This is a genomic window from Streptomyces sp. NPDC021224, from assembly GCF_044332905.1.
Classification (GTDB): Bacteria; Actinomycetota; Actinomycetes; order Streptomycetales; family Streptomycetaceae; genus Actinacidiphila.
Genome location: NZ_JBIRPW010000007.1, coordinates 347,362 through 361,559, shown reverse-complemented (window position 1 = coordinate 361,559; position 14,198 = coordinate 347,362). Strand labels below are relative to the sequence as shown.

Here is a 14,198-nt window from a genome sequence, read left to right as displayed (position 1 = left end):
CGGAACGGTGCCGTCCGCTCAGGCCGGAGGGTTGCCGGTGCGGCCCGCGGCCAGCGGTGTGATGGTGAACAGCTCGTCGCACACCGTCAGCTGACCGTCGACGACGAGCGAGGCGCGGCTGCCCGGCGGATAGACCCGCACCTTCGCCGACGTGGGGCGGCAGGTGCCCATGTGGTTGGCGGTGCGGATGGTGTCGCTCGCCGCCCCGCCCGGCTTCAGCACGACCGCCGCGTAGCTCATCGGCTGGCGGTCGGCCGGGGCGCCGATCTGCTTGCCGTTGGCGTCCAGCACCGACACGCCCGGGTAGCCGGTGAGATGGCAGGTGGTCGCGCTGTGGTTGGTGAGCAGCAGATAGCGGTAGACGCTGCCCGCCGCGCCGTCGGAGCCGCCGAGCGAGGCCGTCAGCTGCGAGGCCGCGCACATCGGCGTCGTCGAGCCGTGGCCGGGGGAGGACGGGGTGCCCGACACGGTCGGGGTGTCCTGCGCGGGGGAGGACGTGGCCGAGGACGGGCCGGACGGCGGGGGCGCGCTGTGCGTGCCGGGAGTGGCCCGCGGCTCGGTCGTCACCGGCGGCGCGGGCCGGGTGGTCCGCAGGGCCGGGCCGGTCTGCGTGTCCGTCGCGGGGGGGCTCACCCGGTCGTCGGTGCCCTGCGGGGTGAGCGCGCCGACCAGGTACACCGACCCGGCGAGCACCGCGGCCGCCGCGACCCCGCCGCCCGCCGTGCGCAGCCGGCGCCGGCGCGCGGCGCGCCGCCGGATCTGCCCGAACGAGCCGGGCGGCGGCGCCAGATACCCCGGCGGCTGCCGCAGCAGCGGCTCCTCCGGGCCGGGGCCCTCGGGGGCGCCCCCCAGGTCGTCAGGAAATCCGGTCATGGTGTCCTTCGAGTCGGGCGCGGAGCAGTTCGCGGGCGGCGTGCAGGTCGGCCTTGACGGTGCCCTCCCGGCGGCCCAGCAGCGCGGCCACCTCACGGACCGGCAGATCTGCGTAGTAGTACAGCAGCACCGGGTTGCGCAGCCGCTCCGGCAGCGACTGCACCAGCATCCGCACCGACGGGTCGTGGGCCTCCTTCTGCGCGTGCAGGGACTGCTCGGCCGACACCCGGCGCAGCGCGCGCCGCTCGCGCTCCATTCTGCGCCAGTGGTCGCGCACCAGGTTGGCCGCCGTCACATAGAGGAAGCCCGTCGGCTCCTCGACCCGGGTCCAGCGGGCCCACAGCCGGGTGAACGCCTCGGCCGCCACCTCGTGGGCGGTGCCGTCGTCGTCCACCAGGCGGCGGCACCAGCCTGCCAGCCTCGGGTAGACGGCCTCGAACAGTTCGGCGGCGGCGCGTTCTTCGTACTGCCGGATGACGCCCCTCCTCACCTCGGCCGCCGGGCCGCCGACCGCGGCGGGCCAGTCGTTCACGAGCCGGCGACCAGCGAGGCGTAGACGATCACATTGTCCGGGTAACCGCCGCCGCCGGTCAGCTTCGTGCCCCCGCAGGTGATGAGACGCAGGGCGGGGTGGTCCACGTTCCCGTACACCTCCTGTGTGGGGAAGTGCGCCTTGGACACCGTCTGCACCCGCTCGACGGCGAACGTCGCCACGCTGCCGTCCGCCCGCTCGACCCGCACCCGGTCGCCCGGCCGCATCCGGTCCAGGTGACGGAAGACCCCGTCGCCGTACGCGCCGACCGTGACGTGCCCGAGCAGCACCGACGGGCCGGTCTGGCCCGGCGTCGGCGAGCCGTCGTACCACCCGGCGGGCGAGTGCGCCTCGATCGGCGGCACCTTCACCTCGCCGTCGGGCGCCAGGCCCAGCGCCATGACGGGGGTGTCCACGCCGAGGGAGGGGATCCTCAGCCGCTCCGGCGACGACCGCGCCATCGGCGTGCCGGGCACCGTCCGCGCGGTGCCGGGGGTGGCCGTCGCCGAAGCGGTGGGCGGCGCCGCGCCGCCGGACGTGCCGGAACCCGCGGGCGCGGGACCCGTGCCGGTCCCGTTGCAGGCCGACACGCCGACGGCGAGCGCCGCGAGCACCGCGGCGGCCCACGGGGCGCGACGCGCCCCGGACCGCTCGCGGGCCCGTCGGGGAACGCGCGTCCTCCCGCCGCCGGAAGGCCGGGCGGCGGCGGGAGGACGCGCCGGGGGCACGGGGAGGCGAGGGGCTGCCTCCCCGGCCCTGGGTACGCGACGGGAGCCGGCCAACGCTCAGCCCCGGGAGCGGCGGCGGGAGGCCGCGACGCCCAGACCGCCCAGCGCGAGCGCCGCCGCGCCCGCCGCAAGACCGGCCGTCAGCCCGCCGTTGCCGCTACCGCCCGTCGCGGCGAGCCCGGTGTCCGGCGCGCCCTTCGGGACCTTCGTGACCTGGCCGGGGTTCGTCGGCGAGGGCTTGGTGCCGTGCGTCGGGGCGGGCGTGCCCACCGGGTCGCTGCCGTTGTTGCCCGCGGCCATCGGCGTGATCGTGAAGGTCTTGTCGCAGATGGTCAGTTCACCCGGGATCACCAGCGACGCCGTGTTGCCCGGGGGGTATATCCGCACCTTCGCCGACGTCGGCAGGCACGTCCCCATGTGGTTGACGGTGCGGATGGTGTCGCTCGCCGACGCGCCGGGCTTCAGCACGACCGGCGCGTAGCGGCTCGGCTGGCGGTCGGCCGGGGCGCCGATCTGCTTGCCGTTGGCGTCCAGCACCGACACGCCCGGGTAGCCGGTGAGGTGGCAGGTGGTCGCGCTGTGGTTGGTCAGCACGAGATAGCGGTAGACGCTGCCCGCCGCCCCGTCCCCGCCGCCGAGCGACGCGGTCAGCTGCGAGGTGGCGCACATCGGGGTGCCGGGCGCCCGGCCCACCGGGGCCGAGGCGACGGCGGGGACGGCTCCCGCGACCGCCACCGCGAGGACCGCCGCCGTACCGGCGGCGACTGAGGTACTGCGCATGTCCCGTCCCTCGTTTCTCCGGTGGCCGGCCGCGCGTCATGTCGCGCGGATCCGGCCGGACCGGGATTCGAGGGCAGAGACGACACGGGCGGGCCCCGGGTTGTAAAGACTTCGCCAAGTCCGGCTCCGGGGCCCGTCCCGTCACAGCGGACGGTAGGTCAGCAGCGCGAGGTGGCCGCCGATCTCCCGGGCGCCGGCCAGCCGCAGCCCGCGCATCGGCCCCTTGTCGGGGAAGAGCCGCTCACCGCCGGCACCGAGGACGAACGGATGCGTCATCAGGCGCAGTTCGTCGACCAGGCCCGCCTCCAGCAGCGCCTGCGCGAGCGGGCGGCTGCCGTAGACCAGGACGTCCCCGTCCACCTCGTCGCGCAGCCGCGCCGCCGCCACCGCCGGGTCGCCCTGCACCACGAAGGAGTTGGCCCACTCCGGCGCGTCCGCCAGCGTCGACGACAGCACGTACTTGGGCACCGCGCGCAGCCTGTCCCCCCACGCGCCCTCGCGCGCGGCCCAGCGCTGCGCGAACCACCGGTAGGTGCCCCGCCCGATGAGCCACGCCGAGCAGTCGCGCGCCTCCTGGTACTCGACCTCGCCCCACGCCGCGAACACCTCCTCCGGCATCCGCGCGAACCACCCGCCGCTCGCGTACCCCTCGTCGCCGGTCGGATCCTGCATCACGCCGTCGACCGAGACGTTCTCGTGCACGACGATTCTCCCCATGACGGGCTCCCTCGCTCCGTGTGCTCCGCGGCCGCTTCCCGGCCGCGGGCCGCCGTTCCCGGCAACCGCAGGGATGGACACCGCGGCCCGCCGGGACTGGGCGGGGGAGGGGGATCTTTTTCTCAGGGCCGCGCGCCGCTGTCCGGCGCGCCGCTACCCGCCCGCGAGTCGTCGCCCGGCTGGTGCGGTACGGCGGGCGGCCGCGGCCCGCGCGGCGGCGCCGCGGTGAGCGCCGCCGCGAGCAGCGCCACCTGCGCGGCCGGGGACCTCGGGTGCAGGATCTCGGTGCGGTGCACCAGCCGCGGGGCGGCGACGGGGACGGCGTGCACACCCGGCGCCCCGCGCAGCGCCGCGGCGGGCAGCACCGCGAGGCCGTGCCCCGCGCCGCACAGCGTGAGCAGCCCTCGCACGTCCGCGCCCTCGTAGCGCAGGGCCGCGCGGAAGCCCTCCGTGCCGCTCACCGTCCGCAGCCGGGCGAGCGGCAGCGCGGCGCCGGGGGCGTCGATCCAGCGGGCCTGCGACAGGTCGGCGAGGCCCACCCCCGCGCGGCCCGCCAGCGGGTGCCCGGCGGGCAGCGCGACGGCGAGCGCCTCTTCGGCGACGGCGAACGCGGCCAGCGGCGCCGCGTCGGCAAGGTCCAGCGGGTCGCCTGGCGCGGCCGCCCCGTCGACGAGGCCCGCGTCCAGCTCCCCGGCGGTGACGCCGCCCACGACGGCGGCGCGCCCCAGCACCCGTACCGTCACCTCCAGCAGCGGGCGGCCGCGGCGCAGACCGGCCAGAGCCGCGGCGAGCGGGCCGGTCAGGGCGGTGGGGACCGCCCCGACGACCAGCCGGGCGGCGGGCTCGGCGGTCAGCCGGGCGATGTCCGCGCGGGCGGCCGCCAGCCGCAGCAGCAGCGGCTCCGCGTGTTCCAGCAGCCGCACCCCGACCGGCGTCGGCGCGACCGGCCGCCGCCCGAGCAGCACCGCCCCGAGGTCGCTCTCCAGGGCGGCGACGTGCTGCGAGACCGCCGACTGCGTGTAGCCCAGCTCGCGCGCGGCGGCCGAGAAGGAGCCGAGGCGCGCGACGGTGACGAACGTACGGAGCAGGTGCGGATCCACGCCCATCAGTATTCCTGATGGACAGGTCATACATCATCGTTGGCGCTTGTCTCGGCGGCCGGGCCAGGATGGCGGCATGACCGCACCCCAGACGGCCGCAGCCGCCGTACCGGAAGTCCCCGCCCCCCGCGTCGCCCTGGTCGGCGACCGCTCTCCCGGCGTCCGGGCCCATACCCGCGTCCCCGGCATCCTCGACGCGCTGGCCGCCCGCGACGGCCTCCTCCTCGACGCCTACTGGATCCCCACCACCGACGCCGAGGACGCCGCCGCCCTCGCCGCCTTCGACGCCGTGTGGCTGCTGCCCGGCAGCCCCTACCGCAGCGAGCGCGGCGCGCTCACCGCGGTGCGCACCGCCCGTGAGCGCGGCATCCCGTTCCTGGGCAGCTGCGGCGGATTCCAGTACGCGGTGCTGGAGTTCGCCCGGCACGTGTGCGGTCTGGCCGGGGCGTCGCACGCCGAGGACCGGCCGCCCGGCGCGGACCCCGCCGATCTGCTGGTCGTCCCGCTCGCCTGCTCCCTCACCGGCCACGAGAGCACGGTCACGGTGGCCGAGGGATCGCTGGCCCGCAGCGTGCTCGGCGCCGAGCGGTCGGTGGAGCGCTACAACTGCTCGTACGGCCTGGCCCCCGGCCACCTCGACGTGCTGCGGGCGCACGGCCTGCGCTTCAGCGGTACCGACGGCGACGGGGAGGTCCGGGTCGCCGAACTCCCCGGCCACCCCTTCTTCCTGGCCGCGCTCTTCCAGCCCGAGCTGTCCGGCGACGGAAGCCGCCCGCACGCCTTCGTCCGGGCGCTGGCGCGGGCCGCCGCGGCCCATGCAGCGGGCCGCGCCGCACAGCTGTCCCCGGCCTGAGCCCCGGCGTCCGCCTGCGGTGGCGGTCCGTCAGGAAATCGCCCGCGCGGCGCCCCCGGCACGAGCCGGCGGGCCGTCAGGCCACCGCGCTGACCAGCCGACTTCATGATTGTCACGGACCTTCACTACGATCCTCCGATGATCACGAGAAGACTGCTGGCCATGGGAATGGCCGGTGGCCTACTGGCCACCCTCGTCTGCGGGCTGCTGCCCGCCGGCGCCGCCGCCGACGACGGCGAACCGGCGGCGCAGCCCGCACCGAAGGTCGAACTCGTCCTCGACGTCAGCGGCTCGATGCGCGCCAAGGACATCGACGGGCAGAGCCGGATGTCCGCCGCGAAGCAGGCCTTCGACGACGTCCTCGACTCGACGCCGCCGGAGGTCCAGCTGGGCATACGCGTCCTCGGCGCGGACTACCCCGGCAACGACCGCAAGACCGGCTGCAAGGACACCCGGCAGCTCTACCCGGTCGGACCGCTGGACCGCACCGAGGCCAAGACCGCCGTGGCGACGCTCGCCCCCACCGGCTGGACGCCGATCGGCCCCGCGCTGCTCGCCGCCGCCGACGACCTCAAGGCGGGCGGCGACGGCACCCGCCGCATGGTGCTCATCACCGACGGCGAGGACACCTGCAACGCCGACCCCTGCGACGTCGCCCGTGACATCGCCTCCCAGGGCATCCACCTGGTCATCGACACGCTCGGCCTGATCCCCGACTCCAAGACCCGCAACCAGCTCAGCTGCATCGCCGAGGCCACCGGCGGCACGTACACCACCGTCCAGCACAAGAACCAGCTGACCAGCAAGGTCAAGCAGCTCGTCAAGCGCAGCACCGACCGGGTCGTCACGCCCGTCGCCACCCAGGGCGCCGACAGCTGCAAGGACGCGCCCCTGCTCAAGGCGGGCCTGTACTCCGACCGCGAGACCTTCTCCGAGAACCGCTGGTACCGCGTCGAGGTGCCGCCGGGCAAGGAGCTGCGGGCGTCCGCGACCATCGCCGACGACCGCGCCGTCAACGCGAACTACGGGGTGCTGCTGCGCGGGGTCACCACGCACGGCCGGGAGATCGTCCGCGACGACGAGGGCGGCACCGGCCGCACCGACGCCGTCTCCGCGGGCATCCGCTACCCCACGCCGAAGGCCGACGACGACACGCCGCCGGAGACCGTGTGCCTCCAGGTCGGCAACTCCTTCTCCGCGCCGCCCGCCGTCAAGACCACCCCGGGCCTGCCCGTCGAACTCGCCATCGACCTGGTGCCGAGCCCCGACCAGCCCTCCGACGTCGCCTTTTTCGGCCTCGGCCGCGGCTGGTGGCTGCTCGGCCTGCTGACCCTCACCGGCGCTGTCGCCGGCCTGCTGACCGGCTGGATCTCCCGCTGGCGGCTGAACACCGGAAGGGCCTCCTGATGCGCAACGTACGACGACTGGCCGCCACGCTGCTCCTCGCGGCCGCCGCGGTCGCGCTGCCCGCCGGGCACGCCCTGGCCGACGACACCCCGAGCGCAACGGCGACCGCGACCGACGGCTCCACCGATGCGGGCGACGACGGCCCGCCCACCGAGGCCGGCACCAACTTCCGCACCGCGGTGGCGCTCAAGCAGGGCGAGCAGGCCACCGCCAGCGCCTCCGCGGGCGACTACCTGTACTGGGTGGTGCCCGCCGACGCCGGACAGCACGTCACCGTCAAGGCCACCGTGACGTTCGGCTCCGGCTCCGGGACCGCCGCCGCGCACAGCGCCTCCACCTGGCAGATCGACGTCTACGACGGCCTGCGCCGCCGCCAGGCCTGCCGCTACGGCGCGCAGACCCGCACCGCCGCCGCGAACGCCGCGAACGTCGAGCTGGTCTGCCACCTGCGCACCGTGCGGGCCTGGGCCGACACCTGGTCCAACGACCCGCTGCGCGGCGCGTACTACCTGCGGCTCACCGCCCTCGACGTCCCCGAGGCCGACCTCGGCCAGCCCTTCCGCGCCGCCGTCGAGGTGACCTCGGACGGCACCGCGGGCCGCGACGCCGTCGACGGCTCGGTGGCGCCCGTGGTCTCCGCGAGCGCCCCGGACATCTCGCCCGGCGGCGGCTGGGCCGGGACCTGGTGGTCGCCGCGCTGGCTGTGGACGGCCGGCGGCGGCCTGCTCGCCGTGGCCGCCGCGCTCGGCGGGCACCGGCTGGCCCGCGGCCCGATCGGCCGCCCGTACCGGGGCCGCCCGGAACCGGTCCGCCCGCACGAGCCGCCGCCGTACACCCCCTGACGGGCGCAGCGCACGACCCCGGGGCGCCCCCTCCCACGCGGAGAGGGGCGCCCCGCTCCGTGCCCGGCGCCCGGCGGTCGCGGCGCGGCGCGGATCCGGCCCGTCCGCCGTGCCGCCCGGTGCCGCCCCGGGCGCGGACCTCGCTGTCAGTGGTGGGGTGTTCACTGGGGGGCATGGACAGCAGCCCCTTCGCCGCCGCGATCCGGCGGCTCACCGACGGCGAGCCGCCGCAGCCCGGCGCGCCCGTCGTCCTGACCGCCCCTCAGGACACCGATCTGCGCGGCCTCGTCGCCGCGCTGACCCGGCTCGCGGGCCGGCACCGCAACCTGGCCGCGGGCGGCCTCGTCGACCCGACGCTGACCGAGCGCACCGGCCGCGCACTGACCGAGCCGTTCGCCGCGGGCGAGCTGCTGGAGCTGCGCGGCTGGCCGCTGCGCGACCGCTGGCTGGGCTGCGGCCTGGCCGCCACCGCGCAGGGCCCGCGCACCGTCGCCGTCGCCGCCCACCGCGCGGACCCGGCGGTCGACGGCTTCCCACCGGGCACGAGCTGGGCCGACAGGCTGCGCACCGTCACCGGCTGGGAGCCGATACCCGGCCCGCGGGCCGACTGGCCCGCGATCGAGGCCGCCCTCGGCACCCGGCTGCCCGCCGACTACAAGGAGATCGCGGACGTCTTCGGGGAGGGCAGCTTCGACGGCTGGGTGGAAGTCCTCGTGCCCGCCCCCGACCTCGCGCCGTGGACCCCCGACGAGCTCACGGACCCGGCCTCGGAGGGCCTGCTGCCCTGGGCGTGCTCCGAGCAGGGCCTCGTCCTGCTCTGGCGGACCGGCCCCGGCGACCCCGGCGCCTGGCCGGTCGTCGCCCGGACGGAAGGCGGCGAGGACGAGCAGCACGACTGCGGCGCGGGCGAGTTCCTGCTGCGGCTGCTCACCGACGTCCGCCTCGGCCACCCCGCGAGCCGCGTCCGCGACCACCGCTTCACGAGCTTCGCCGCGCAGTAGCCCTTCCCGGCGCCGCTCGCCACGGGACGGGACGCGGCTGGCTACAGTGTGCCGATGCGTGAAACCCCCGAGGAGACCGCCGCGCTCCAGGCCCTGCTCGACGCCTCGCTGTCGGACTCCACCTCCCACCTGCGTTCCATCTTCACCGGCCGCACCATGACCGCCGAGCAGCTCACCGCCGTCCTCACCGGCATGTGCACGCTCGCGCTGTCCACCGTGACGGCCAAGGGCGAACCGCGGATCAGCGGCGCGGACGGCCACTTCCTGCACGGCCGCTGGTACTTCGGCACCGCCCGCACCGCCGCCAAGGCCCGCCACCTCGCCGCCCGCCCGGCCGCCAGCGCCGCCCACCTGCGCGGTGAGGACCTCGGCGTCTTCACCCACGGCGACGCCGTCGCCCTCAACCCCGCGGACGGCGACCCCGACCCCGAATGGCCCGGCCTGCTCGCCTACCTCAAGGACTTCTACGGCGCCGACGCCTTCGACTGGGAGCGCGACGTCGTCTACTTCCGCCTCGACCCCCACTGGATGACCGTCTTCGCCCCCGACCCGGCCAAGCTCACCGCCACCTGACCGCGCGTCACCTCAGGCCGCCAGCCGCCGGGCCGGCCAGGCGAGGTCGTCCGCCGTCAGCACCCGCCCCCCGAAGCCCGGCAGCGGCACGTGCAGCGGCCGCGTCCACCGCTCCGGGACCGCCCCCGCCCCGTAGCACGCCCCGGCCAGGCCGCCGGTGACCGCGGCGACGGTGTCGGTGTCGCCCCCGAGATCGACCGCGGCGCGCACCGCCTCCTCGTAGCCGCCGGTGGTCCGCAGCGCCCAGACCGCCGAGCCGAGGCACGGCCACACCGCCCCGTTGAACTCCGTGGCCCGCTCCGGGGTCCAGTCGGGCGCGAGCACCGCCGCGTACCGCTCGCGGTGCGCGGGCCGCAGCGCGAGCAGGACGTCCGGGAGGGCGGCGAGCGGATCGGCGCCGAGCAGCGCCAGCCGGACGAGCTCGTGGAAGACGGCGGTGCCCTCCCACGCCGCCGGATCGCCGTGCGTGAGGGCGGACAGCCGGCGGGCGGCGTCCGTCGTCGCCTCCCGGCCCGCTGCCGCGAAGTACACCGCGGAGGTGGCCGCACGCATCAGCGCGCCGTTGCCCGCCGCCCGCGTGTTGACCGCGAAATGGGCGGCCGCGGCGGCGTCCCAGGGCAGGCCGTTGGTGAGCACGTCCTCGGTCTGGAGCCCGATGTCCTTGGGATCGGCCGCCGCCCAGCGCCGGAAGCGCGCGAAGACGTCGGGCAGGTCCAGCCCGCCCCGGTCGAGCAGGGACTCGCCGACCAGGACCGCCATCTGCGTGTCGTCGGTCGCCTCGCCCGGGTCCCAGCCCCCGCCGCCGCACATCTCGCCACCGGCCCCCGGTTCGGGGAAGCGCGCCGAGAACGCGCCCCGCGGCCCGAACTCGAAGGGCCCGCCCAGCGCGTCGCCCACCGCCGCGCCGACGACGGCGCCCACCGCCCGCTCCTCCCGCGCCTCCCCGTCCACGGCGGGAGGCTATCGGCGTGCCGCGCGGGCCGCCGCCGGATATCCGGCGCGCGCGGCGATGCGCGAGCGGCGACGCGCGACCGGCGACCGGGGCGGGCCTGTCGCAGGCGCGTGCCAGACTGCGGGGCATGCCGCAGCTCGCAGAACTCACCCTCGCCGACTGGAACGCGCTCGACCCGGCCGGAGCGCGCCGCCTCGCCCGGGAGGCCGCCGCGGCGGTCGGCGGGAAGGTGCTGGCGGTGGAGGAGGCGGAAGGAGCGGACGCGGCGGGCGGCGTGGCGTACCGGGCGCTGATCGTGCGCGCGGAGCGGGAGTTCGCGCTGATACCCGGGGGGACGGCCGCGCTGGGCTTCGACCTGGAGGGGTGGGCGCCCGGCGCGGACCAGGCCGCCGACTACGCCGCGAGCGCGGCCCAGGGGTTCGGCCACGGGGCCGACCTGCGGGCGCACCTCGCCGGAGTGCTCAGCCCCGCCCGCCGGGTGCGGCTGGGCGCGTTCCTCGCGGCCGTACGGGACGAGGCGCTGGACGAGCCGCCCGCCGGTACCGCCGCCGTCCTCGCCGGGCAGGGCCTGCGGCTGCCGAGCCCCGACGAGTGGGAGTACGCGTGCGGGGCGGGCCGCGGCAGGCTCTTCCGGTGGGGCGACACGTGCCCGCTCGACACGATCCCGCTCGACGGGAGCGACGGCCCGCACACCGGGCCGAACGCCTTCGGACTGCGCATCGCCCACGACACCTACCGCGCGGAGCTGTCCACCGACCCCGGCGCCGTCCACGGCGGCGACGGCGGGGAGTCGGTGTGCGGCGGCTACGGCAATCTGCTGGGCTGGCTCCCGCTGGCCACCGCCAACCGCAACCCCGGCATGGCCGAGTACGTCCACGGCCCCGAGGGCGAGGACTGCTGGGAGGACTGCTCCACCCGGCCAGTGCTCCCGCTCTGACCGCCGGGCGCGTCGCGGGATACGCCGAGTGTCGTATGGCCGCGGCATGTGCGCGGGCGCATGCTTGCCCCACCCCCGAGGTGCCCCGCCGCGGCTCCCCCTTCCGGCGGGGCACCGCCGTGCCCGCACGGGCTCTTCCGCGCCCGGAAAAGAACCGGAAAAAAGGAGGCGCGGACGCGGACCGCGGCGGTGTAGCTTTCTTCTCGGCCGTTGCAATCGACGCAGGAGGTGAGACCCGTGAACGCAGTACGCACATGGGTGCTCCCGTCCCGCCGCACGGCTGCGGGCGACTGAGTACACGTCCCCCGGGAGCGCCCACACACATGGCACTCCCGAAAGGCAACACCCTGTGAATTCTGTACAGTTCACCGCCGAGTCGATCACGGCGGACGGTCTGCGCGAACGCGACTTCACCGTCGCCGGAGTCCCCGGCGTGCTCTGGTCGCCCGCCGACAGCACCGACAGCACCAGCCGCACCGGCCGCGCCCCGCTGGTCCTCATGGGCCACGGCGGCGGCACCCACAAGAAATGGCCGGGAATGACCGGTCGCGCCGAACGCCTCGTCCGCGCCGGCGGCTTCCACGTCGCCGTCATCGACGCCCCCGGGCACAACGGCCGCCCGCTCAGCGCCGACGACGAACGGGAGGTCGCCGCACTGCGGCAGGCCATGACGGCGGGCGAGCCCGTCGGCCCGATCGTCGTCCGGCACAACGCCCGCATCGCCGAGCGCGCCGTACCGGAGTGGCGGGCCACGCTGGACGCCCTCCAGCAGCTCCCGGAGATCGGCCCGGACGGGCCCGTCGGCTACTTCGGCCTCAACATGGGCACCGCGATCGGCATCCCGCTGATCGCGGACGAGCCGCGGATCACCGCCGCCGTCCTCGGCATGTTCTGGCCCGACACGGTCGCCGACACGGCCGCGCGCATCACCGTCCCCGTGCAGTACGCGCTCCAGTGGGACGACGAGCACATCCCGCGCGCCGCCGGACTCGCGCTCTTCGACGCCATCGGCTCGCGGGAGAAGACGCTGCACGCCAACACGGGCCGCCACAAGGAGGTTCCGCGCTTCGAGGCGGACAGTGCGGTCGCCTTCTTCACCCGCCACCTGTCCCGCCCCGCACCCGTCCCGGTGCCCTGACCCGCCCAGGCGCCCGGCCCCGACGGCCGGGCGCCACCCACGGGGTGCGGTCCCGCCACCGGCCGCTGCCAGGCAGCGCCCGTACCGGATCCGACCCCGGCTCCGTTCTCCGGTCGGCGGCGTCGCCCGGCGCAGACGCCTTCCCGGCGGGGCCGCACGCCGTGCTGACGGCCTCTCGACCCCGCCCCGCGCAGCGGATTCCGCCGCGACCGCTCCCGGCGGCGACGCGCGCTGCTACCGTGCGGGGCATGTTCCTCCACCGTGTGTAGGCCGGGCCCGGCCGCCCCGTGAAACCGCGGGTGGCGGCCCTCTCGCGTCCCCCATCGGCGCGCCGGTCCGTCCGGCGCCGCGACGTCGAGGAACACCCATGTCCGCGTCCCCCGCACGACCGGCGTACTCCGCCGTCCTCCGCAGGCCGCACGTCCTGCGGACCTTCGCCCCGGCACTGCTGGGCCGCCTCTCCTACGGAACGGTCTTCGTCCCGCTGGCCGTCGCCCTCACCCGCACGACCGACTCCTACGCCTGGGCGGGCGCCGCGGTCGCCTGCTTCGGGCTCGGCGCCTCCGCGCTTGCGCCGCTGCGCGCCCGTCTCATCGACCGGCGCGGACCCCGCCGCGTCCTCCCGCTCCTGGCCGCGGCCTACGGGGCGGTGCTGCTGGCGCTCACCGCCGCGACCTGGTCGCCCGGCGCGCCGCGCCCGCTGCTCGTGGCGCTCACCCTCGCGGCGGGCGTGTGCTCGCCGCCGCTCGGCCCGGTCATGCGCACCCTGTGGAGCGCCCTCGTGCCCGAGCCCGGACTGCGCCAGCGGGCCTTCGCGCTGGACACCGTCGCCGAGGAAGTGCTGTACGTCGTCGGCCCGTTGCTGGCCGGTGTCGTCATCGCGGCCGGCAACCCCGCCGCCGGGGTGGGCGCGAGCGCCGTCCTGGTGGTCGCGGGGACGCTGGCGATGTGCGCCTCACCGGCGATGCGGGACGCCGTCCCGCCGGTGAAGGCGCCGCCCGGCGCGCCCGCGGCGGAGCCGTCGCCGCCGCCGCGGGGCCGCCCGGCGTGGCTCGTGCCCGCCGCCGTCGCGGGCGCCCTCGGGGTGTCCCTGGGCGCGCAGGAATTGTTGGTCGTCGCGTTCGCCCGCGGGCACCACGACCTCGCCGCGGTCGCCTGGATCCAGGCCGCGGTCTCGGCGGGCAGCGTGCTCGGCGGCACCGCGTACGGCGCCCGCGACTGGCGGACGCCCGCACGTCGCCGCCTCGCGCTGCTGGCGGCCGCGCTCCCGGTGCCGCTCGCCCTCGCCGGGCTCGCGCACGGCGTGTACGTGCTCGCCGCGGTGCTCGGCTGCACGGGCGCCTTCGTCGCGCCCGCCCTGTCCACGGCCTACCTGCTCGCGGACGAGGAGGCCGCGGAGGACGCCCGCACCCGGGCCGGCACCTGGGTCAACAGCGCCTTCAACGCCGGGCACACCGTAGGGACCGCCGCCACCGGAGTGGCCCTGGGCGCCCTCCCGCTGTGGCTGTGCTTCGTGGCGGCGGCCGTCCCGACGCTTCTGTCGGCGCTTCCGGCCGCGGGCCTGCCCGCCCGCCGGGGCGCCCTCCCGGCCGCGGTGAAGGGCCTGCGCGCGCGGGCGGGCGCCGGGCGGCGCGAGAGGTGGCCCTCCGCGCCGCCGCCCACCGTTCCGCCCGCCGGGCCGCCGGTCTTCTCCTGCCCACGGTGCCGCGCGCCGCTGCCCGCGGGCGGCACCGCCTGCGCGGTGTGCCCGGCTCCCGGGCGGTGA

15 protein-coding genes are annotated in these 14,198 nt (G+C 76.9%); 8 read left to right on the top strand and 7 right to left on the bottom strand.

Going from position 1 to position 14,198, the window contains the following annotated elements:
• Positions 1-18: 18 nt before the first annotated feature.
• The 6 genes from ACH4PY_RS20470 to ACH4PY_RS20445 form a co-directional block, all read right to left on the bottom strand.
• Complete coding sequence (locus tag ACH4PY_RS20470) at positions 19-873, bottom strand: DUF4232 domain-containing protein (protein ID WP_398184390.1); 855 nt, start codon at positions 871-873, stop codon at positions 19-21.
• Positions 857-1,348, bottom strand: a complete 492-nt coding sequence (locus ACH4PY_RS20465; protein WP_398184685.1) for an RNA polymerase sigma factor — start codon at positions 1,346-1,348, stop codon at positions 857-859. Before ACH4PY_RS20465 ends, ACH4PY_RS20470 begins: the two co-directional genes overlap by 17 nt.
• 53 nt (positions 1,349-1,401) lie before the next feature.
• On the bottom strand, positions 1,402-2,019 hold the full coding sequence (locus tag ACH4PY_RS20460; protein WP_398184386.1) for a class F sortase: 618 nt from the start codon (positions 2,017-2,019) through the stop codon (positions 1,402-1,404).
• A gap of 171 nt (positions 2,020-2,190) precedes the next feature.
• The gene (locus ACH4PY_RS20455) at positions 2,191-2,913 is read right to left on the bottom strand and encodes a DUF4232 domain-containing protein (protein ID WP_398184383.1); all 723 of its coding nucleotides are present in this window, start codon (positions 2,911-2,913) and stop codon (positions 2,191-2,193) included.
• A 141-nt stretch (positions 2,914-3,054) separates the two neighbouring features.
• Positions 3,055-3,630 (bottom strand): dihydrofolate reductase family protein, encoded by a 576-nt coding sequence (locus ACH4PY_RS20450; RefSeq protein WP_398184380.1) that lies wholly within the window; start codon positions 3,628-3,630, stop codon positions 3,055-3,057.
• A 122-nt stretch (positions 3,631-3,752) separates the two neighbouring features.
• Positions 3,753-4,730 carry a LysR family transcriptional regulator gene (locus ACH4PY_RS20445; RefSeq protein WP_398184682.1) on the bottom strand — a complete coding sequence of 326 codons (978 nt, stop codon included), beginning with the start codon at positions 4,728-4,730 and terminating at the stop codon, positions 3,753-3,755.
• A 76-nt stretch (positions 4,731-4,806) separates the two neighbouring features.
• Here ACH4PY_RS20445 and ACH4PY_RS20440 point away from each other — a divergent pair, with 76 nt between their 5' ends.
• From ACH4PY_RS20440 to ACH4PY_RS20420, 5 genes are all read left to right on the top strand, one after another.
• On the top strand, positions 4,807-5,583 hold the full coding sequence (locus ACH4PY_RS20440) for a hypothetical protein (RefSeq protein WP_398184377.1): 777 nt from the start codon (positions 4,807-4,809) through the stop codon (positions 5,581-5,583).
• Between the two features lie 138 nt (positions 5,584-5,721).
• Positions 5,722-6,990, top strand: a complete 1,269-nt coding sequence (locus ACH4PY_RS20435) for a VWA domain-containing protein (protein ID WP_398184374.1) — start codon at positions 5,722-5,724, stop codon at positions 6,988-6,990.
• A complete protein-coding gene (locus ACH4PY_RS20430) occupies positions 6,990-7,832 on the top strand; it encodes a hypothetical protein (protein ID WP_398184371.1) in 843 nt (280 codons plus the stop codon). The genes ACH4PY_RS20435 and ACH4PY_RS20430 overlap by 1 nt, the downstream gene beginning before the upstream one ends.
• 173 nt (positions 7,833-8,005) lie before the next feature.
• Positions 8,006-8,833: a hypothetical protein gene (locus ACH4PY_RS20425; RefSeq protein WP_398184368.1), complete on the top strand. Its 828-nt coding sequence runs from the start codon at positions 8,006-8,008 to the stop codon at positions 8,831-8,833.
• Between the two features lie 54 nt (positions 8,834-8,887).
• Positions 8,888-9,406 (top strand): pyridoxamine 5'-phosphate oxidase family protein, encoded by a 519-nt coding sequence (locus tag ACH4PY_RS20420; RefSeq protein WP_398184364.1) that lies wholly within the window; start codon positions 8,888-8,890, stop codon positions 9,404-9,406.
• Between the two features lie 12 nt (positions 9,407-9,418).
• Here the strand turns inward: ACH4PY_RS20420 and ACH4PY_RS20415 are convergent, their stop codons facing one another.
• Positions 9,419-10,357 (bottom strand): ADP-ribosylglycohydrolase family protein, encoded by a 939-nt coding sequence (locus ACH4PY_RS20415; protein ID WP_398184360.1) that lies wholly within the window; start codon positions 10,355-10,357, stop codon positions 9,419-9,421.
• A 128-nt stretch (positions 10,358-10,485) separates the two neighbouring features.
• Between ACH4PY_RS20415 and ACH4PY_RS20410 the strand changes: the two genes are divergently transcribed.
• From ACH4PY_RS20410 to ACH4PY_RS20400, 3 genes are all read left to right on the top strand, one after another.
• Positions 10,486-11,295, top strand: a complete 810-nt coding sequence (locus tag ACH4PY_RS20410; protein WP_398184358.1) for a hypothetical protein — start codon at positions 10,486-10,488, stop codon at positions 11,293-11,295.
• A 349-nt stretch (positions 11,296-11,644) separates the two neighbouring features.
• Positions 11,645-12,433 (top strand): dienelactone hydrolase family protein, encoded by a 789-nt coding sequence (locus ACH4PY_RS20405; protein ID WP_398184355.1) that lies wholly within the window; start codon positions 11,645-11,647, stop codon positions 12,431-12,433.
• Positions 12,434-12,800: 367 nt separating this feature from the next.
• Positions 12,801-14,198 (top strand): MFS transporter, encoded by a 1,398-nt coding sequence (locus ACH4PY_RS20400; protein WP_398184352.1) that lies wholly within the window; start codon positions 12,801-12,803, stop codon positions 14,196-14,198.

What these genes read in the sequence shown, in the direction of transcription:
- ACH4PY_RS20455 (WP_398184383.1), bottom strand. Translation starts at nt 2,913, where the DNA reads ATGCGCAGTACCTCAGTCGCCGCCGGTACGGCGGCGGTCCTCGCGGTG.
- ACH4PY_RS20430 (WP_398184371.1), top strand. Translation starts at nt 6,990, where the DNA reads ATGCGCAACGTACGACGACTGGCCGCCACGCTGCTCCTCGCGGCCGCC.
- ACH4PY_RS20435 (WP_398184374.1), top strand. Translation starts at nt 5,722, where the DNA reads ATGATCACGAGAAGACTGCTGGCCATGGGAATGGCCGGTGGCCTACTG.
- ACH4PY_RS20410 (WP_398184358.1), top strand. Translation starts at nt 10,486, where the DNA reads ATGCCGCAGCTCGCAGAACTCACCCTCGCCGACTGGAACGCGCTCGAC.
- ACH4PY_RS20425 (WP_398184368.1), top strand. Translation starts at nt 8,006, where the DNA reads ATGGACAGCAGCCCCTTCGCCGCCGCGATCCGGCGGCTCACCGACGGC.
- ACH4PY_RS20470 (WP_398184390.1), bottom strand. Translation starts at nt 873, where the DNA reads ATGACCGGATTTCCTGACGACCTGGGGGGCGCCCCCGAGGGCCCCGGC.
- ACH4PY_RS20420 (WP_398184364.1), top strand. Translation starts at nt 8,888, where the DNA reads ATGCGTGAAACCCCCGAGGAGACCGCCGCGCTCCAGGCCCTGCTCGAC.
- ACH4PY_RS20400 (WP_398184352.1), top strand. Translation starts at nt 12,801, where the DNA reads ATGTCCGCGTCCCCCGCACGACCGGCGTACTCCGCCGTCCTCCGCAGG.
- ACH4PY_RS20440 (WP_398184377.1), top strand. Translation starts at nt 4,807, where the DNA reads ATGACCGCACCCCAGACGGCCGCAGCCGCCGTACCGGAAGTCCCCGCC.
- ACH4PY_RS20450 (WP_398184380.1), bottom strand. Translation starts at nt 3,630, where the DNA reads ATGGGGAGAATCGTCGTGCACGAGAACGTCTCGGTCGACGGCGTGATG.